General features: G+C 65.5%; 20 protein-coding genes and 1 pseudogene. 18 read left to right on the top strand and 3 right to left on the bottom strand.

Features of this window, described 5'->3' with window-relative positions:
- Positions 1 to 45: 45 nt before the first annotated feature.
- From purB to ABWP50_RS06815, 3 genes are all read left to right on the top strand, one after another.
- Positions 46 to 1,356 carry an adenylosuccinate lyase gene (gene purB, locus ABWP50_RS06825; RefSeq protein WP_353217246.1) on the top strand — a complete coding sequence of 437 codons (1,311 nt, stop codon included), beginning with the start codon at positions 46 to 48 and terminating at the stop codon, positions 1,354 to 1,356.
- A gap of 34 nt (positions 1,357 to 1,390) precedes the next feature.
- Positions 1,391 to 1,720, top strand: a complete 330-nt coding sequence (locus ABWP50_RS06820; RefSeq protein WP_353217245.1) for a hypothetical protein — start codon at positions 1,391 to 1,393, stop codon at positions 1,718 to 1,720.
- Positions 1,721 to 2,030: 310 nt separating this feature from the next.
- On the top strand, positions 2,031 to 3,566 hold the full coding sequence (locus ABWP50_RS06815; protein WP_353217244.1) for an acyl-CoA synthetase: 1,536 nt from the start codon (positions 2,031 to 2,033) through the stop codon (positions 3,564 to 3,566).
- Positions 3,567 to 3,680: 114 nt separating this feature from the next.
- Here ABWP50_RS06815 and ABWP50_RS06810 read toward each other — a convergent pair whose 3' ends face one another.
- On the bottom strand, positions 3,681 to 4,073 hold the full coding sequence (locus tag ABWP50_RS06810) for a hypothetical protein (protein WP_353217243.1): 393 nt from the start codon (positions 4,071 to 4,073) through the stop codon (positions 3,681 to 3,683).
- A 35-nt stretch (positions 4,074 to 4,108) separates the two neighbouring features.
- Positions 4,109 to 5,602: a hypothetical protein gene (locus tag ABWP50_RS06805; protein ID WP_353217242.1), complete on the bottom strand. Its 1,494-nt coding sequence runs from the start codon at positions 5,600 to 5,602 to the stop codon at positions 4,109 to 4,111.
- A 41-nt stretch (positions 5,603 to 5,643) separates the two neighbouring features.
- Between ABWP50_RS06805 and ABWP50_RS06800 the strand changes: the two genes are divergently transcribed.
- The 10 genes from ABWP50_RS06800 to ABWP50_RS06755 all read left to right on the top strand — a co-directional run bounded on the left by ABWP50_RS06800 (position 5,644) and on the right by ABWP50_RS06755 (position 14,577).
- A complete protein-coding gene (locus tag ABWP50_RS06800) occupies positions 5,644 to 6,255 on the top strand; it encodes a 2-hydroxychromene-2-carboxylate isomerase (RefSeq protein ID WP_353217241.1) in 612 nt (203 codons plus the stop codon).
- Between the two features lie 441 nt (positions 6,256 to 6,696).
- Complete coding sequence (locus tag ABWP50_RS06795) at positions 6,697 to 7,542, top strand: ImuA family protein (protein ID WP_353217240.1); 846 nt, start codon at positions 6,697 to 6,699, stop codon at positions 7,540 to 7,542.
- Positions 7,463 to 8,992: a DUF6504 family protein gene (locus tag ABWP50_RS06790; protein ID WP_353217239.1), complete on the top strand. Its 1,530-nt coding sequence runs from the start codon at positions 7,463 to 7,465 to the stop codon at positions 8,990 to 8,992. The genes ABWP50_RS06795 and ABWP50_RS06790 overlap by 80 nt, the downstream gene beginning before the upstream one ends.
- Positions 8,992 to 12,303, top strand: a complete 3,312-nt coding sequence (locus ABWP50_RS06785; protein ID WP_353217238.1) for an error-prone DNA polymerase — start codon at positions 8,992 to 8,994, stop codon at positions 12,301 to 12,303. The genes ABWP50_RS06790 and ABWP50_RS06785 overlap by 1 nt, the downstream gene beginning before the upstream one ends.
- 55 nt (positions 12,304 to 12,358) lie before the next feature.
- Entirely contained in the window at positions 12,359 to 12,604 is a 246-nt protein-coding gene (locus ABWP50_RS06780; protein WP_353217237.1) for a type II TA system antitoxin, ParD family, read from the top strand.
- The gene (locus tag ABWP50_RS06775) at positions 12,601 to 12,909 is read left to right on the top strand and encodes a type II toxin-antitoxin system RelE/ParE family toxin (protein WP_353217236.1); all 309 of its coding nucleotides are present in this window, start codon (positions 12,601 to 12,603) and stop codon (positions 12,907 to 12,909) included. Before ABWP50_RS06780 ends, ABWP50_RS06775 begins: the two co-directional genes overlap by 4 nt.
- A 43-nt stretch (positions 12,910 to 12,952) precedes the next feature.
- Positions 12,953 to 13,450 (top strand): CinA family protein, encoded by a 498-nt coding sequence (locus ABWP50_RS06770; RefSeq protein ID WP_353217235.1) that lies wholly within the window; start codon positions 12,953 to 12,955, stop codon positions 13,448 to 13,450.
- Positions 13,450 to 13,980, top strand: coding sequence for a P-loop nucleotide/nucleoside kinase family protein (locus tag ABWP50_RS06765; protein ID WP_353217234.1), 531 nt, complete (start codon positions 13,450 to 13,452; stop codon positions 13,978 to 13,980). Before ABWP50_RS06770 ends, ABWP50_RS06765 begins: the two co-directional genes overlap by 1 nt.
- A gap of 68 nt (positions 13,981 to 14,048) precedes the next feature.
- Positions 14,049 to 14,294 (top strand): type II toxin-antitoxin system ParD family antitoxin, encoded by a 246-nt coding sequence (locus ABWP50_RS06760; RefSeq protein ID WP_353217233.1) that lies wholly within the window; start codon positions 14,049 to 14,051, stop codon positions 14,292 to 14,294.
- Entirely contained in the window at positions 14,287 to 14,577 is a 291-nt protein-coding gene (locus tag ABWP50_RS06755; protein ID WP_353217232.1) for a type II toxin-antitoxin system RelE/ParE family toxin, read from the top strand. Before ABWP50_RS06760 ends, ABWP50_RS06755 begins: the two co-directional genes overlap by 8 nt.
- Before the next feature lie 13 nt (positions 14,578 to 14,590).
- Here ABWP50_RS06755 and ABWP50_RS06750 read toward each other — a convergent pair whose 3' ends face one another.
- Complete coding sequence (locus ABWP50_RS06750) at positions 14,591 to 15,016, bottom strand: VOC family protein (protein ID WP_353217231.1); 426 nt, start codon at positions 15,014 to 15,016, stop codon at positions 14,591 to 14,593.
- Between the two features lie 32 nt (positions 15,017 to 15,048).
- On the opposite strand from ABWP50_RS06750, the gene ABWP50_RS06745 reads away from it, so the two are divergent.
- From ABWP50_RS06745 to ABWP50_RS06725, 5 genes and pseudogenes are all read left to right on the top strand, one after another.
- Positions 15,049 to 16,071, top strand: a complete 1,023-nt coding sequence (locus ABWP50_RS06745; RefSeq protein ID WP_353217230.1) for an NADP-dependent oxidoreductase — start codon at positions 15,049 to 15,051, stop codon at positions 16,069 to 16,071.
- Positions 16,072 to 16,158: 87 nt separating this feature from the next.
- Positions 16,159 to 16,395 carry a twin-arginine translocase TatA/TatE family subunit gene (locus ABWP50_RS06740; protein WP_353217229.1) on the top strand — a complete coding sequence of 79 codons (237 nt, stop codon included), beginning with the start codon at positions 16,159 to 16,161 and terminating at the stop codon, positions 16,393 to 16,395.
- Between the two features lie 54 nt (positions 16,396 to 16,449).
- Positions 16,450 to 16,926 carry a Sec-independent protein translocase protein TatB gene (tatB, locus tag ABWP50_RS06735; RefSeq protein ID WP_353217228.1) on the top strand — a complete coding sequence of 159 codons (477 nt, stop codon included), beginning with the start codon at positions 16,450 to 16,452 and terminating at the stop codon, positions 16,924 to 16,926.
- Entirely contained in the window at positions 16,923 to 17,711 is a 789-nt protein-coding gene (gene tatC / locus ABWP50_RS06730; RefSeq protein ID WP_353217227.1) for a twin-arginine translocase subunit TatC, read from the top strand. Before tatB ends, tatC begins: the two co-directional genes overlap by 4 nt.
- A pseudogene (locus ABWP50_RS06725) lies at positions 17,708 to 18,315 on the top strand (hypothetical protein); the annotation flags it as partial. The gene tatC and the pseudogene ABWP50_RS06725, both read left to right, overlap by 4 nt.

The raw sequence follows: 18,315 nt of genomic DNA, 5'->3' as shown, positions 1-18,315 counted from the left end.
GTCACCGCCGCCATGCTAGGCGCGCGGCGACACGAAAGGCCGTTCATGATCCCGCGTTATTCCCGCCCCGACATGGTCCACATCTGGGAGCCACAAAGCCGCCTGGCCATCTGGTTCGAGATCGAAGCCCATGCGACCCAGAAGCTGGCCGATCTGGGCGTTGTGCCGCAAAGCGCGGCCAAGGCGCTGTGGGATTGGTGGGCGACCAAGCCGGTCATCGATGTCGCCGCCATCGACGCCATCGAAGCGGTGACCAAGCATGACGTGATCGCCTTTCTGGATTGGGTAGCGCAGCAGGTCGGTCCGGAAGCGCGCTTCATGCACCAGGGCATGACATCGAGCGACGTGCTCGATACCTGCCTCGCCGTGCAGCTCGCCCGCGCGTCGGATCTGCTGCTCGCCGACATGGACGCCCTGCTCGCCGCGATCAAGCGCCGGGCGCTGGAGCATAAATTCACCCCCACCATGGGCCGCAGCCACGGCATTCATGCCGAGCCGACGACCTTTGGCCTCAAGCTGGCGCAGGCCTATGCCGAATTTGACCGCTGCCGCGCCCGGCTGGTGGCAGCGCGGGCCGATATCGCCACCTGCGCGATTTCCGGCGCTGTCGGCACCTTCGCCAATATCGATCCGCAGGTGGAGGACTATGTGGCAGCGCAGCTCGGCCTGTCAGTCGAGCCGGTCTCCACCCAGGTCATCCCGCGCGACCGCCATGCGATGTTCTTTGCCACGCTGGGCGTGATCGCCAGCAGCATCGAGCGGCTGGCCACCGAAGTGCGCCATCTGCAGCGCACCGAAGTGCTGGAGGCGGAGGAGTATTTTTCGCCCGGTCAGAAGGGCAGCAGCGCCATGCCGCACAAGCGCAACCCGGTGCTGACGGAGAATCTCACCGGCCTGGCGCGCATGGTGCGTTCCGCGGTGGTTCCAGCCTTGGAGAATGTCGCGCTGTGGCATGAGCGCGACATCAGCCACAGTTCGGTTGAACGCTATATCGGCCCGGATGCCACCATCACACTGGATTTCGCGCTGGCGCGGCTGACCGGCGTGATCGACAAATTGCTGATCTATCCGGAGCGGATGGCGAAGAATTTGAACAAGATGGGCGGCCTGATCCATTCGCAGCGCGTGCTGCTGGCGCTGACCCAGGCCGGCCTGACCCGCGACGACAGCTATCGGCTGGTGCAGCGAGGCGCCATGAAAGTGTGGGAATCCGATGGCGCCCTGAGCTTGCTGGATCTGCTCAAGGCCGATGCTGACGTGACGGCCCACCTGTCCAATGCCGAGCTTGAAGGCCTGTTCGACCTTGCTTATCATTTCAAGCATGTCGACACGATCTTCGCGCGCGTGTTTACCTGATATCCGATCCCTTTTTGCCGTTGGAGTGTTCCTGATGAAACTGCTGATTGCCCTCACCCTCGCTGCGCTGCCGGCTGCTGCCTTGGCTCAAACCGCGCCGCCGGTGCCCGCTGCGCCGGTCGCCCCCGCTGCTGCTGCTCCCGCTGCTGCCCCCGCTGCCGGCCTTGATTCGCCGATCGAGCAACTGCTCGCCAATGAAAAGGCCAAGGCCGTGATCGATGCCCGCATTCCTGGCCTGTCCAGCCATCCGATGCTGGACCAATTCAAGACGATGAGCCTCAAGGAGCTGCTGCCGATGGCGGGCGGCCAGCTGACCGAGGCCATGCTGGAAGCGGTTGCCGCCGACCTCGCCAGCGCCAAATAAACCCGGCGGGCCGGTCCTGCAGCGCCAGAGAATGTCACCCTGCCGGGCATGGGGCTTGAACCCAACACCTTTGCACGGGCTCAGAACCCCAGCCAGCAACCCGGCCAGATGCGTCAACAGTGTCAAATCCTGGCCGCGGCCGGGGTGTTGGCTGGCGCGGCAGCCGCTTGACCCGCTGGCGGTCGCCCGCATGGTGCGTGGTTGCTGATCTGGCCCCGCACCTGGCCGCCAGCGCCGAACTGGCCAGAACCAGCAGATTGACGCCGCGCCGCGAGCCGGCCACAACGCCGCTCACGCGCTGGGGAGGGTGATGACGATGGTGAAGGCCGATATCGGATTGAACAGCTGGTTCAGCCGGCGTGTGATGCAGACGCCGGATCGGCCGGCGCTCAGCTTTGAGGGCGCTACCCGCAGCTACCGGGCAATGGGCGATGCGATCAATCGGTTGGCGGCGGCCCTGAAGGCCGGCGGCGTCTGCCGGGGCGACCGGGTCGGCTATCTCGGGCTGAACAATCCGCTGTATTTCGATCTGCTGTTTGCCGCCGCGCGGCTGGGCGCGATCTTTGTGCCGCTGAATTTCCGCCTCACTGGGCCCGAACTTGATTACATCATCAACGATGCCGGTGTGCACACGCTGGTGGTGGATGGCCCGCACCGGCCGGTGATCGACGGCGTGCGCCTGTCCCTGTGCTGCCGTCGTTACCTGTCGGCCGATGGCCCGGCCGATGGATGGCAGCCGATTGCCGAATTCGTCGGTGATGCCGCGCCGCTGGCTGACGGCGTGGCCACGGCCGACGATGATGTTGCGGTGATCATGTACACATCGGGCACCACTGGCCGGCCCAAGGGTGCCATGCTCACCCACGGCAATTTCTGGTGGGCCAATATCAATGGCGCAATGGGCGCCGATGTCAGCGAGAAAGATATCTCGCTGGTGATGGCGCCGCTGTTCCATATCGGCGGGCTCAACGTCACTCCGCTCAGTTGCTGGCAAAAGGGTGGGCATGTCATCCTGCACAAGGGCTTCGATCCGGTGCGGTTCCTCGCCGATGTTGCGGCTCACCGCGTCACCACGACGTTCGCTGTGCCGGCGATGCTGCTGTTCATTGCCCAGCAGCCAGATTTCGCCACGGCCGATCTTTCCAGCATACGGGTGATCATGTGCGGCGGCGCGCCAGTGCCGGAGCCTTTGCTGCGCCTTTATGGCGCGCGCGGCATTCCACTGAATCAGGGCTATGGCCTCACCGAAACCGCGCCGTCGGGCACCTATCTCGGCCCGGATTTCGCGCTGGCCAAGCTGGGTTCGGCCGGCAAGCCAATGTTCTTTGTCGATCTGCGCGTCGTTGGCGAAGATGGCCGCACGCCGCTGGGGCCGCACGAACGCGGCGAAGTGATCATGCGCGGCCCCAACATCATGCGCGGTTACTGGAACAAACCCGAAGCCACGGCGGCGGCCATCGATGCCGAAGGCTGGTTCCATTCGGGCGACATCGGCTATCTGGATGATGATGGCTTTTTGTATATCTGCGACCGCCTGAAAGACATGATCATCAGCGGCGGCGAGAATATCTACCCGGCCGAGGTGGAGGCCGTGCTTTATGCCCACGAAGCCATTGCCGAAGTGGCGATTTTTGGCGAACCCGATGAAAAATGGGGCGAAAGCGTTACCGCCGTCGCCGCGCTGAAGCCCGGCGCTGCACTGGATATCGAAATCCTGCGCGCCTGGGCGACCGAACGACTGGCCCGCTACAAGCTGCCGACCCGGCTGGAAATCGTCACGGTGCTGCCCCGCAATCCGGCCGGCAAAGTGCTTAAATTCGAATTACGCGACCGGTTTCGGCGGTAAACCGCAGCTAGCACGAGCGAGAGCCTTCGGCGGGCAGGGGTGACCCCTGAACCCTGTTACTGGTTTGGAGGCCGGCCCGGCAGATCAGGCCCGGTGGCGGCGTAGTCGTGATCGTCAGCGCCGGCTCAGCATGGCCATCAGCACGGTGCTCCCCAACATGCCAAGCCCGCCATAAAAGCCCATGATATCAAGCCCGCGCGCCGTGCCGAGCAGCACCGACGGGATTGCCACGATGCAGCATCCGCACACAAACCCGGTGCCCAGCCACACGGCGATGCGCCCGGCGGCGGTTGATGCACGCGTGGCCAATCTTGGCCCGACAACTGCCGCAAGCAGTGCATAAGGCAAGCCGAACGCGGTAGCGAACAGGGCAATCGTCAGTGCCGTCCCCCAATTTTCGTCCCTGAACCCAGCGATGATTATCAGCCCGGCAAACAAACCCGGCACCAGCGCTGCTAGCGCAGCCGCCGCCAGAGTGAGCACCAAGCCGGGCAATTGCGAATTCACAGGTGGTCGCCGGTCAGCCGCCACCGCCAGGCCGTTCACCGCGGCGGCGCCACTGCGGCCGGCAGATCACGGCCCCATTTCAGGAATGCGGCCTTCACGTCGGGCCTCGCCTTAAGGGCACGCAGATCGGCGCGGCTGCGGCGGCCGGGCAGTTCCTTTTGGTCGGCAATGATGAACGTCTGCAACTCAAACAGCGCGTCGCTCCGGCGCTCGGGATCATTCAGCTTTGCGGCCATGGCACGCGCCGCTGCATCGATGCGCCCGGTGCACAGCATCGCCTGGCCATAAGCATCGTCATTGGCATCGGGCTTGGCCAACAGCGGCGCCAGCGCGGCGGCGGCGGCGGCAGCATTGCCTTGGCGGTGATGCGCGCAGGCCCGAACGGCGGCCAGGAACAACATGCCATAATCGTTCATGTCCTTGCCGGCCTTGCGTTCGGCCAGATCGGCCGCAGCCAGCGCCGCCGCCCAGCGGCCAGCCTGATCGGCCACCAGCGCATGGTTGATCAGCAGGCCGGCAAGCTCCGGCCGGCCTTCGGCATCAAGGCCGGCCAGCAGATTGTAGCGCGCCAGTCCTTCATCGATCTGGCCCAGATCAATCAGCAATTGGGCGGACAGATTGACCAGCCACAGGCCGTTGCCCTGCAGGCTGGCCATGGCCTCGGCGGTTTTGGCAGTGTCGGCGAACGCCAGCGCATCGCGTTCCCGCGACACGATATTGAGAGCGCTGGCATAGCCCAGCCGGGCCGTGGCATCGGCCGGCTGCGCATCCAGCGCGGCCTTGCTGGCGGCCAGATAGACGCCGTCTGCCAGATCGGCGCCGGGGCCAAGCCGCTTTTCCAGCGCCGGCCACAGCGATTGATAGCGCCTGTCGATGGCCAGCCGTGCCAGGCTGACCGTGTTGACCAGCTTGTCGACCAGCGGCTGCGCTTCATCAAGCCGGTCGCGGCTGGCAAGCCCGTTGATCACCAGCAGCTTGAGATTGTCGCCGGAGCCTATTGTCTGGCCGGGCGCCGTGTATCCAGCGGTTTCCAGCGTCAGGGCGAGATCGAACTGGCGGTTCTTGTCGGTGGTTGCCGCCAATATCTGGCTGATCAGTTCAGGCGGCAATTCGTTCAGCCATTTGGGATTGGACACGGCAATCAACTGCAGCGCCTGGCCAGCGGCGGGCACATCGCCGGTGATAGCGCGCAGCACGAACAATTGGCGCAGGATCAGCAGCGACGGGTTGAGCGCCGCATCGGCGGCAAATTCTATGGCAGCGCGTGCGGGCACGAATTTGCCCTGCCGGGCCAGCGCAAAGCTGCGCAGCCCTTCCACCCGGCCCTTGTCAGCCGGCAGATCGCTGCTGGCCAGCAACGGATCGAGAATGGCCAGCGCCTCCTCGCTTTTGCCGGCATCGACAAGCGCGGCCACTTGCGCCAAGCGATCTTCGATTGGTGCCGGTTCTGCGGGCGCAGTCGGGGCCGCCGCAATCAGCAGTGCAGCCAGCGGTGCCAGTAAAAAGGCCGGTTTGAAGACATGCATCATACGTGCACACTAACTGCATATGCGGGTTTGGGGAGAGGGTCATGACGGCACAGGTGGAATTCTTTTTCGATTGTTCCAGTCCGTGGACCTATCTCGGCTTTGAAGCGCTGGTGGCGGCGGCAGCAGAAGACGGGTTTGATATCGTCTGGCGGCCGTTCCTGGTCGGCGGCGTGTTCAACACGGTCAACCCCAGCGTGTATGAAATGCGCGCAAAACCCGTGGTGCCCAAGGCGCGCTATTTCACCAAGGATATGCACGACTGGATCCGCCGTTCGGGGCTGGCGATCAAATGGACGCCCAGCATCTTTCCGGTGAACAGCGCGCGGGCCATGCGGCTGTGCCTGGTCGCTGCCGATAGCAGTGCCTGCGAAGCGGTCGCCCGCCGCATCTTCCAGCTCTACTGGGGCGAAGACCGTGACATCAGCCAGGCCGATGTGCTGGCCGACGCTGCTGCGGCCGGCGGACTCGACGCGGCGGCGGCGCTGGAACTGGCCGATTCGCCCGATCTGAAGGCCCGGCTGCGCGCCAACACCGACGAACTCATCGCCCGCGGCGGCTTTGGCAGCCCGACCTATTATGTTGCCAAGGACGACATGTATTTCGGCCAGGATCGCATCATTCTGGTCCGCGAAGCGGCGGCGCGGGCGGGGTAGCGCGCTGTTTTGCGCCGCGATTTAACTGTCAAAGAACAAGGCCCCAAACATATCTCACGCCATTTTCGGGCGGTTACATTAAACGCTTCTGACGCATCTCGCGTGTTTCAGCCCGCCTTTTGTCCCCGCCTTTGCGCCGCGTATGACCATCGGATAACGCAATGGTGACAGGCATTGCCTGTGTAGGACAGGCTGCGCATCAGCGTGCGCGCACCGCCGATTTCTTCAATGCAATCGAGGCGACAGCTGCCAGCCATCCTCTGTAACCCGGTGCCGGGCAGGGGCAGGCATAGCAAGTCCGGGCAAGCCTGGCTCCGCGCTGCATTCAGGACTGAGCGCAACACTGACCTGCCACAACAGAGCCGCTTGACTCGCACGGGCTGCTGACTGCAACTAGAACAAAGACGGAACATTCCGTCCAGTCGAGTCGTCCTTTGCCCCATGTTTGCCGCCCCCTCCCTGTTGCCACCCCCGCCGCTACCGCTGCTGCCACCGCTGGCGCCGGCAAAGCCGATGCACCGGTTGGCGCTGGATGGCGGCCGGCTGGATGCGGTGCTGCAAGGCGGGCTGGCGCTGGCGGCGTGTCACGAGATTTACGGGGCAGGGACGGGGGCTGGGGCCACGGCGTTCGCGCTGATGCTGGCGCTGGCCTGCCCGCGGCCCGGCCCGATCCTGTGGGTGGCGGATGGCTGGGACGACAATGGCATGCTCCACGGCGCTGGCCTGGCCGAGCTGGGCGGCGATCCGGCGCGGCTGTGGCTGGTGGCAGCGGGCGGGGTGGTGCCGATGCTGCGTGCGGCTGGCGAAGCGCAGCGTTGCGCGGCGCTGGGCACGCTGGTGATCGAAAGCCATGGCGAGGCCAAGGCCATCGATCTGACGGTGACGCGGCGGCTGCAATTGGCGGCCGCAGCCCACGGCGTGTTCACGCTGCTGCTGCGCAGTGGGCAACCCCGGCCCAGCGCCTGCAGCAGCCGCTGGGAGGCGCAGCCGGCCCCGGCGCGGCAATTGGCGGCCGGTGCGCCGGGGCCGCCGCGCCTGACCATCAGCCTGACCCGTCAACGCGGTGGCCCTGCCGACATAAAACAAGTGCTGGAGTGGAACCGTGACCGTTGCAGCTTCCAAAGCGGTGAAAGCCGCCATGACACCGATGCCATCCGCTTTGGCATCACCCCGATCGGCGCTGGCTTTGCCCGGCGCCCCTCCAACGATGCATCGCCGCATCCTGGCGCTCGCGCTGCCGTGGTTGCCGGCGGAGCGGCTGGTGCGGGCTGGCGCCGCGCCGGCTGATACGCCGCTGGCGCTGATTGCCAATGATCGCGGCCGCCAGATCATACGTGCCGTGAATGAAGCGGCGCTGGCCGAAGGCATTGTTCCCGGCCTGGCGCTGGCCGATGCCCGCGCGCGCCTGCCCGGCCTGCGGGCACTGCCGCACGATCCGGCGGCTGATACGGCGTGCCTTGACTGGTTGGCGCAGGGGGCGACGCGCTGGTCCCCGATGGTGGCGGCGCGGCCGCCGCACGGATTTGTGATCGATATCAGCGGCTGCGCGCATCTGCTTGGCGGCGAAGCCAGCCTGGTTGCCGACATCGTCACCCGCCTGCACCGCCTGGGTTTCAGTGTGCAGCCGGCGCTGGCGGCCACACCGGCTGCGGCGCTGGCGCTGGCGCGTTTTGGCGTGGAGCGCACGGCGCACTTGCCGCTGGCGGCGCTGTCCGATCTCGAACCGGTGCAGATCGGCCTGCGCCGCGCTGGCCTGCGCTGTGTCGGCGATCTGGCGCGGCTGCCGCGCGCTGCCGTTGCGTCGCGCTTTGGCGAGGCGCTGCTGGCTGCACTGGATGCCCTGACCGAGGCGGCGGCACAGCCGCTGGACCCGCTGCAACCGGCTGCCGAGGTGATGGCGGAGCAGCGCTTTGCCAGCCCGATTGTGCAGCATGATGCGGTGCGGGCCGTGCTGGAGCGTTTGTTGCTGCGCTGCGGCGCGCAATTGGGTGCGCGCGGCCAGGGCGGCCGGCACTTTGCCCTGGCTCTGTATCGCAGCGACGGCCATGTCGCGCAGCTGGCCGTGGACACTGCCGAGCCGCAGCGCGATGCGCGGGCCGTGCTGCGGCTGTTTGATGAACGCATTGCGGCGCTCAATGATCCGCTCGATCCGGGCTTTGGCTATGATCTGGTGCGGCTGGCGGTGCCGATCACCGCGCCGCTGGACGAATCGCAGCTTGGACTGGATGGCGGCGCACTGGCCGAAACCCAGCTTTCCGAACTGGTTGACCGGTTGACAGCCCGGCTGGGGCGCGGCCGCCTGCGCCGCCTGGAGCACGCCGATACCCATATTCCCGAACAGGCCAGTTTCCTCGGCAGCCTGGCAGATTGCCCGCCGCCGGGTGCAACGGCGCGGGATTGTCCGGCGGCAGCCTGGCCGTCGCTGGTGCCGGGGGAACCGCCCGCCCGCCCGATTCGCCTGTTCGATCCGCCGCAGCCTATCGAAGTGCTTGCCGAGGTGCCCGATGGCCCGCCGCGCCGATTTCGCTGGCGCGGGCGGGTGCATGATGTCGCCGCCCATGAAGGCCCGGAACGCATCGCAGCGCAGTGGTGGCAGCGCAAGGACGGCGCCGGCCTGACCCGCGACTACTGGCGGGTGGAAGATGCTACCGGCCGCCGCTTCTGGTTGTTCCGCCACGGCCTCTATGAACGCGAAACCGCGGCGCCGGGCTGGTATCTGCACGGCCTGTTTGCCTGATGGGGCTGCTGGCGCCCGGCTTTGCCGAACTGGCGGCTGCAACCCATTATTCGTTCCTGCGCGGCGCTTCCAGCCCGGCGGCAATGGTGCAGACAGCGGCGGCGCTGGGCCATGCCGGCATCGGCATCGCCGATATCAACACGCTGGCCGGCGTGGTGCGCGCGCATGTGGCGGTGCGCGATCTTGCCGAAGCTGCCAAGGAGGCTGGCCGCGAGCCGCCTCGCTTCAAACTGGCTGTCGGCGCGCGGCTGGTGTTCATCGATGGCACGCCCGATGTTATCGCCTATCCGGCAACGCGCACCGGCTGGGGCCGGCTGACGCGGCTGCTGACGCTGGGCAACCGCCGCGCCGAAAAGGGCGATTGCCACCTGTCGCTGCCCGATCTGATCGATCATGCCGATGGGCTGCTGCTGATCATGCTCCCGCCGGGCAGCAGCCAGCACAGCAAGCTTGCGGCACTGGCGCACGCCTGCCCGGGGCGATTGTGGCAGGGCGCCAGCATGGGCCATGGCGGCAATGATCGGCGCCAATTGGCGGCACTGGCGGCGCAGGCGCAGGCGTGCGGCGTGCCGCTGCTGGCGCTGAATGCGCCGCTCTATGCCGCGCCGCAGCAGCGCCCGCTGCACGATGTGATCACCTGCATCCGCCACGGCTGCACATTGGACACGGCGGGCACGCGGCTGGCGGCCAATGCCGAACGCCATCTGAAATCTGCCGCCGAACTGGCGCGCCTGTTTCGTGATGTGCCGCAGGCGCTGGCCGAGCCGGCGCGGTTGCTCGCCCGCATCGATTTCAATCTTGATCAGCTGCGCTATGATTATCCCGACGAGCCGGTGCCGGCCGGCTACAGCCCGCAAGGCTGGCTGGAAACACTCACGCAGCAAAAGGCGCGTGAACGCTGGCCGGATGGCATTCCGCCCAAGATGGCGGCGCTGCTGGCCGAAGAATTTCGCATCATCGCGCGGGCTGGCTATGCCCCCTATTTCCTGACGGTGCACGATATCGTCGCCTTTGCGCAGGGCCGGGGCATCTTGTGCCAGGGCCGCGGCAGCGCCGCCAACAGCGCGGTGTGCTTTGTGCTGGGCATTACCGCCGTTGATCCGGCCGAGCATAATCTGTTGTTTTCACGGTTCATTTCCGAAGAACGCAAGGAACCGCCCGATATCGATGTCGATTTCGAGCACGAACGCCGCGAAGAGGTGATGCAGTGGATTTACGAACGTTATGGCCGGGAACGCGCGGCCATCGCGGCCACCGTGATCCATTATCGCCCGCGCAGCGCCGTGCGGGAGGTTGGCAAGGTGCTCGGCCTGTCCGAAGATCTCACCAGCCGGCTGTCGTCCACGGTGTGGGGCAGTTACGCCAGCCAGATGGAGCGGGAGCGGTTTGCCGAAACCGGCATCGATCCCGACAATCCGGCCATTGCGCGGCTGGGGCGATTGGTGAGCGAAATCATGGGCATGCCGCGCCACCTGTCGCAGCATGTCGGCGGCTTTGTGCTCACGCAAACCCGGCTGGATGAACTGGTGCCGATCCACAATGCCGCCATGCCCGATCGCACCTTCATCGAATGGGACAAGGACGATATCGACGCGCTGGGCCTGATGAAGGTGGATGTGCTGGCGCTGGGCATGCTCAGCTGCATCCGGCGCGCGTTCGATTTCATTGAAACCCGGCTTGGCCAGGCCTGGTCGCTGGACAGCGTGCCCGGCGACACGCCGCGCGGCGGCACTGCGGATGTGTACCACATGCTCCAGCGCGCTGATTCAGTTGGGGTATTCCAGGTTGAAAGCCGGGCGCAGATGAACATGCTGCCGCGCCTGAAGCCGGCGGAATTTTATGATCTTGTCATCCAGGTGGCGATCGTGCGGCCCGGGCCGATCCAGGGTGACATGGTGCACCCCTATCTGCGCCGCCGGCAGGGGCGCGAAGCGGTGCATCTGCCGGCGCCCGGCCCGCCGCATGACCCTGATGAGCTGAAAATCGTGCTCGGCAAGACGCTGGGCGTGCCGCTGTTTCAGGAACAGGCGATGAAGCTGGCGATCACCGCGGCGGGATTCACCCCGGCCGAAGCCAATCGCCTGCGCCGATCCATGGCGACGTTTCGCAGCGTCGGCGGCATGGATTATTTCGAAGAGAAACTGGTCGGCGGCATGACGGCGCGCGGCTATGATCTTGATTTTGCACGGCGGTGCTTCAATCAGATCAAGGGCTTTGGCAGTTACGGCTTTCCCGAAAGCCACGCGATTGCCTTTGCCCGGCTGGTGTGGGTGTCGGCCTGGCTGAAATGCCGATACCCGGCGGTGTTTGCTGCCGCGCTATTGAATGCGCAGCCGATGGGATTTTATGCCCCTGCGCAGATCGTGCGCGATGCCGCTGAGCACGGTGTGCAGGTGCTGCCGGTGGATGTGAACCACAGTGCCTGGGATTGCACCCTTGAAGGGGCGGGCGAACAGGTGGGCGGGCGCCATGATGCCGGGCTGGCGCTGCGGCTGGGCCTGCGCCAGATCAGCGGCTTTCGCGAGGAATGGGCACAGCGCATCGCGGCGGCGCGCCCGGTGCGCAGCCTGGAGGATCTCGGCCGTGCCGGCCTGCCGGCGCGGGGGCTGAAACTGCTCGCCGATGCCGATGCCTGCGCGTCCTTGGGGCTTAATCGCCGCGATGCCGGCTGGCAGGCGTTGCGCACGCCGGTGGACAGCCTGCCGCTGTTTGCCGCCGCCGATGCCAGCGATCTGGGCGTGGAGGCGGCGGCCGATCTGCCGCTGATGGCGCCGGGGGAGGAGGTGGCGGCCGATTATCAGGTGCTGCGGCTGTCCCTCCGTGGCCATCCGCTGGCACTTTTGCGGCGTTTTTTGCCCGAAACGCGCACGTCTGCGCAGTTTCAGGCCACAAAAAACGGCCGCCGTGCGACAGTGGCCGGCGTGGTGCTGGTGCGGCAGCGGCCAGGCGGCGGCAACGCCATCTTCATCACGCTGGAGGATGAAACCGGCGTGGTGAATGTGGTGGTGTGGGCACGCCTGTTCGAACGCTATCGCCGGGCGATCATGGCCAGCCGCCTGATGCAGGTGGACGGTGAAGTGCAGCGCAGCCCGGAAGGCGTCATGCACCTGATGGCGACGCGCATCACCGACATGAGCGCGGTGCTGGACCGCCTGTCGGACGCGCACGACGCGACGCCGCCGCTGGCGCGGGCCAGCGAGGATCTGGTGCACGGGCCCTCAAACCGCAAACCGCCGCCGCCCAAACCCGCCAACCGCGCCGGCCATCCCCGCGATGTGCGCGTGATCCCGAAAAGCCGGGATTTTCATTGATGGGCCGCACAAAACCACATTTGCACAAATGCACGCCTTGTGGCAGATTGCGCACATGAGCCGCCTCAGCATCGATCTCAGCGACCAGCAGCACAACAGCCTGAAGGCGCTCGCCGCGCTGGAAGGCAAGAGTATTCGCCAATTTGCACTGGAGCGCCTGTTCCCCGATTCTGAAGTTGACGGGCCGGCCTTGGCCGAACTGAAAGCCCTGATCGATCAGCGGATTTCAGCAGCATTGGGCGGTGCCATTTCCACCAGCAGCTTTGCCGACATCGTTGCGCAAGAGCTTGATCGAGCTTGACGGCCTGGCGGCTTCCGCAGGCCGCGGAAGCCGATTTGCGCGCCGTTATCCGTTATTCGCGCGATGAATGGGGCACCGAACAAGCGCGCAGCTATGCCGGAGCAATCGAGCAGGCCATTCAGCAGCTTGTCGATCATCCGCACCGCCACCGGGCGTTGCCAGCCGTGCACCCTGATGTGCGCATTGCCCGCTGCGGCCGCCATCTGACCTTCGCCTTGCCGATGGACGGCGGCCCGACGCTGATTCTGGCGATCCTGCATGAATGCATGGATTTGCTCGCTCGTCTGTTACATCCGCTGCCTTGATCCGGGTCTTGCCTTCATGGCTGCAACCACCGAAGCTGCGCCCATGACCATGGAAACCCTGTTCGCCACCGCCGCCACCATTGCCGAACGGCTGAAAGCGCGCGGGGAGACCATCGCGGTGGCCGAATCGTCGGCGGGCGGCCTGATTTCGGCGGCGCTGCTGGCCGTGCCGGGCGCGTCGGCCTTCTATATCGCCGGCGCGGTGGTCTACACGCCGCGCGCCCGGCACCGGCTGCTTGGCCTCAAGCGCGAGGATGTGCGCGGCTTCATGTCCGCCACCGAGCCATTCGCGCTGCTTATGGCCGAAACCATCCGCAAGCAGCACAGCACCAGCTGGGGGATCGGCGAAACTGGTGCGGCCGGGCCGAACGGCAACCCCTATGGCCATGCCGCCGGGCACGATGTGGTGGCCGTCAGCGGCCCGGTGCAAGTGGCGCGAACGATTGCGACGGGATCGAGCGACCGGCAGGGGAACATGGTGGTGTTTGCGATCGCGGCGCTGGAGTTGTTGGGGGAGCAGCTGGGGGCGGCAGTGCCCTGATGCTGGAACGGTCACCTCTGATCATCTTCGGCGGGCTGCCGGGCACTGGCAAATCCACCATCGCCAAGGCGGCGGTCCGGCAATTGGGCCTTTTCTACCTGCGGGTTGATGAGATTGAGCAGGCGCTGCTGCGCCATGCACCGGGCACCGATTTCGGTGCGGCCGGATATGGCGTTGCCTATGCGCTGGCGGCGGCCAATCTTGCGCTGGGCATGGGCGTGGTGGCCGATTGTGTGAACCCGGTTGCCGCTAGCCGCGCTGGTTGGCGAGCCGCAGGCTGCAATGGTGCGTTGTTGGAGGTGGAGATTATTTGTAGTGACCGGGCCGAGCATCGCCGCCGAGTCGAGCAGCGCAAAGCTGAAATTGCCGGCCATGCCCTGCCCAGCTGGGCGCATGTGGTGGCCCTTGCCTTTGAACCCTGGCCGGAGGTTGATCTGGTGATCGACACTGCCCAAACCGCCGTGGCCGACGCGGTCAACCGCATCATTGCCGCTGCCCGAGCCGGCGTTGCTGGCGGAACAGAAGCGTAATCTGCACGATTGCGACCATGCCGTGAATATGCAAAACTGCACCAATATTATGGTAAGGAGTGCAGGAAATGGCCACCGTGCGCAAGACCATCACGCTGACCGCGCAGCAAGATGACTGGATAGCCAGCCAAATCGCGGCTGGGCATTACACCAACGACAGCGAAGCCATCCGCGATCTGATCCGCCGCGCGCAGGAACGGACAGTGGAGACGGACTGGATCAGACAGGCGCTGATTGACGGCGAACAGAGCGGGCCGGCCGAACGCTTCGACTTTGCCGCCTTCAAGCAGCGCAAGGCCGCCCAGTATGGCTGAGTATCGGCTGAGCCCCAGGGCACAGCGCGATCTTGAAGCCTTGTTTGATGATACCGTGGACCGCTGGGGGCTGGCGCAGGCCATGCGCTACACCGATCTGATCGAGGCGGCGTGCGCGGCTCTGGCCGCCGCGCCCTATCAGGCCCCTGCATGCGACCATATCCGACCCGGCTATCGGCGACGTGCTGTCGAACAGCACATCATCTATTTCCGGGTGCAGGACGATGGCATCGCTATCATCCGCATCCTGCATCAGCGCATGGACGCATCGCGCCGCTTGTGAGGGGGGGGGGGGCTCAATCCGCCAATGTCACTGCTCCATCCGGCCCTGGCAGCATGAACGGGTTGTAGACCACTTCCCACGGATGGCCGTCGGGATCGCAGAAATAGCCGGAGTAGCCGCCCCAGAAGGCGTCGTGGGCCGGTTTTTGCAGGGTGGCGCCATTGGCGACGGCGCGGGCGAGGAGTTCGTCCACCTCGGCTTTGCTGGCGACATTGTGGGCGAGGGTGAAGCCGCCGAAACCCTGCCCCCTGTCTGTCATCCCGCAATCTTCGGCCAGTTTGTCGAACGGGTAGAGGGCAAAGGCCAGGCCGCCGCACTGGAACATGGCGATGGCGGCGAATTTGCGGGCCTTGCGCGGCCAGCCCATGGCTTCCCAAAACGCGACGGCGCGCGGAAGATCGTCAGTGCCGAGGGTGACGATGCTGATGCGTTGGTCCATGGTGCACTCCGTTGATCTGGGGAGATGATGGCATGACTGAAAGCAATATGGCCACTGAAATGCAACGCATCGTGTTGGCGCGGCACATCATTGGCGTGCCGACGCCGGCGGATTTCCAGCTGGAGACGCTGCCGATCCCGGCGCTGGACGATGGCCAGCTACTGATTGCCAATCGTTTCATCAGCTGTGATCCCGGCACACGTTCCCGGCTATCGCCGGGCGCGTCCTACGCGCCGCCGCTGAAGGCCGGCGCGATGGTCGATGGCTTTGCGGTGGGTGAAGTGCTGGACAGCCGCCACCCGCGATTCGCGGCCGGCGATCTGGTGATGGGCACCGGTTGGGCGACGCACATGGTGTCGGGTGGCCGCGGCTATCTGTCGAAAATTCCCGATCTGGGCGTGCCGCTGTCGTTGTGGAACGGCATCCTGGGGGTGCCAGGGATGACGGCATGGTTCGGGCTGAAGCGTGTGGCCAATATGCAGCCCGGCGAGCGCGTGCTGGTGACGAGCGCCGCTGGCCCGGTGGGGGCGACCGCCGGCCAACTGGCCAAGCTGTGGGGCGCAGCCAAAGTGGTCGGCATTGCTGGCGGCACCGAGAAATGCCGCTGGCTGGTCGACGAATGCGGCTTTGATGACGCGCTGGATTACAAGGCTGCCGATTTTGACGCGCGCTTTGCCGAAGCCAGCGCAGACGGCTGGGACGTGCTGTTCGACAATGTCGGCAATGCCAGCGTCGATCGCGCGCTGCCGGTGATGCGCATGAAGGGCCGCATCGTGATTTCAGGGCAGGTGGCGGATTACAACCTTACCCCGCAGGACGCGCCTGGCATCCACCACACCCGCGAATTCATCGGCAAGCGGCTGCGCATGGAGGGGCTGGTGGTGTTTGATGATCTGCCGCAATTCCCCGCCGCCCAGGCGGAACTGGCCGCGCTGATCCTGGCGGGCAGCGTCAAATACCGCGAAGAGATTTTCGATGGCCTGGCCAGCCTGCCGGCAGCGTTCTGCGGGTTGTTTACCGGCCAGAGCTTTGGCCGGCGGCTGATCCGGCTGTGACGGCGCTGCCGTAAGGGCTGGGCTGGCATATCGGCAGGCATGGGCGTAGAAGGCGGCTGTAGGTCTTTTTCGCCGAGGAAAATTGTCATGGGTTCGTTCAGCCTCACCCATTGGCTGGTGGTCATATTGGTCGTCGTGCTGCTGTTCGGCCGCGGGCGCATCTCCGATCTGATGGGTGATTTTGCCAAGGGTATCAACAGCTTCAAGAAGGGGCTGAACGATGATGCCGTGCCGCCGTCACCCGGAGCCGCCGCGCCGCCGCCGCAAGTGACCAATGGCGGCCAACCCCAGCCCAGCAAGCTGGGCGAGGAAGCTCCGCGCTGATCTGTTGCAGGGGCCTCACCGCAAGGAAGGCCGCAAGGATTCTGGCATCGCCCCATGTTTGGCATTGATTCGTCTGAACTTCTGGTCATCGGGCTGGTGGCCTTGTTGGTCATCGGCCCGAAAGACCTGCCCAAGGCGATGCGCTGGGTGGGCCAGTGGGTGGCCAAGGGCCGCGCCATGAGCCGGCATCTGCGCAGCGGATTTGACGCCATGATGCGCGAAACCGAGCTGGAAGAAATGCAGAAGCTGTGGGCGGCACAGAACGAAGCCATCATGAAGGCGACCGCCCTGCCCGAAAACAGCCTGCCCAATCTTGCTGGCCCGGTGGCAACCGATACATCCTATGACCCCTGGCCAACGGTGATGCTAAGCCAGGAACCGCCGGCGGACCAAGATGCAGTGCAGGCTGTCGATCTTGCCAAGCCAGCGCCAGCCAAGCGCCCGCGCAAGCCGCGCGCCAAGAAGATCGTTGTTGGTGAGCCGGCCCTTGATACTGCCGATGCCGCCACCCCGCAGAGCGACGCCGCATGAACGCGGAAACCGATCACAGCGATATCGACGCCAGCAAGGCGCCGTTGATGGATCATCTGATCGAGCTGCGCGGGCGGCTGCTGCGCTGCGTGATCTATTTCGTGGTGGCGTTTGGCGTGTCGTTCAGCCAGGCGGCGCGCATCTTCGATTTTCTGGTGCAACCGCTGGTCAATGCATCGGGGGGCGATGCGCGGTTGATCTACACCAAGCTTTATGAGGCGTTTTTCGTCGAAATCCGCGTGGCAGCCTTTGCCGGGTTTTGCATTGCCTTCCCGCTGATTGCCAACGAGCTTTGGCGCTTTGTGGCGCCGGGCCTGTACCGCCGCGAGCAAAAGGCGCTGCTGCCGTTCCTGCTGGCGACGCCGATCCTGTTCACCTGCGGCGCGGCGCTGGCCTATTATGGCGTGATGCCGGCGGCGTTCCGCTTTTTCCTCGGTTTCCAGCAGCTTGGCGGCGAAAATGGCATCAATCGCGAAGCCTTGCCGGCGATGGGCGAGTATCTCGATCTGGTGATGAGCCTGATTTTGGCCTTTGGCATCGCCTTCCTGCTGCCGGTGCTGCTGATGCTGCTGGAACGCGCCGGTATCGTCACCCGGGCGATGCTGATTTCCGGCCGGCGCTATTCGGTGGTGGCGGCATTCGTGGCCGCAGCCGTGCTGACGCCGCCCGATCTGTGGAGCCAGGTGGCTTTGGCCATCCCACTGATCTTGCTGTATGAATTGTCGATCATCGCCATCTGGTTCACCGAACGGCGGCGCGCCAAGGCGGCTGTGACGGCCGAATGAAATTCCAGCTGCCAGACCGGGCCGTGCCGCCCGATCTGGCTGCGCTGTTGCCCGCTGGCTTGGCGCCGCAATTGGCAATTGCCGCTGCGGCTGCATGGGCCGACGCGCCATTCCTGAAAGGCCTGCTTCGCAGCCGCGCGGCCACACTGGCGCGATTCGCGGCAGCTGGGCCAAGCGCTGCCTTTGCCGATGCCATGGCCCGGGCCGGTGATGAGTCGCAGCCGATCATGCCGCGCCTGCGCACGGCCCGCCGCGATGTCGCTCTGGTCACGGCGCTGGCCGATCTGGCCGGGTTATGGCCGCTGGAGCAGGTCACGGCGGCCTTGTCGGAATTTGTTGATCTTGCCATTCATGCCGCCATAACCGCTGCACTGGCGGAGCGCGGCGCCGATGTTTCGGTCGGGCCGCGCGGGCTGACGGCGCTGGCGCTCGGCAAGCTGGGCAGCCATGAGCTGAATTATTCATCCGATGCCGATCTGATTTTCCTGCACGATCCGGATTTGATTCCGTGCCGGGGCAGAGAGGAGCCGGGCGAAGCGGCGGTGCGCATTACCCGCCGGGCGGTGGCGATCCTCGCGGATCTGACGCCGGATGGCTATGTTGC

Origin of the sequence: Sandarakinorhabdus sp. (assembly GCF_040398645.1) — a bacterium.
Lineage (GTDB): Bacteria > Pseudomonadota > Alphaproteobacteria > Sphingomonadales > Sphingomonadaceae > Sandarakinorhabdus.
Note: the sequence above shows the minus strand (reverse complement) of the source record. Positions and strands in the feature narration are given on the sequence as shown.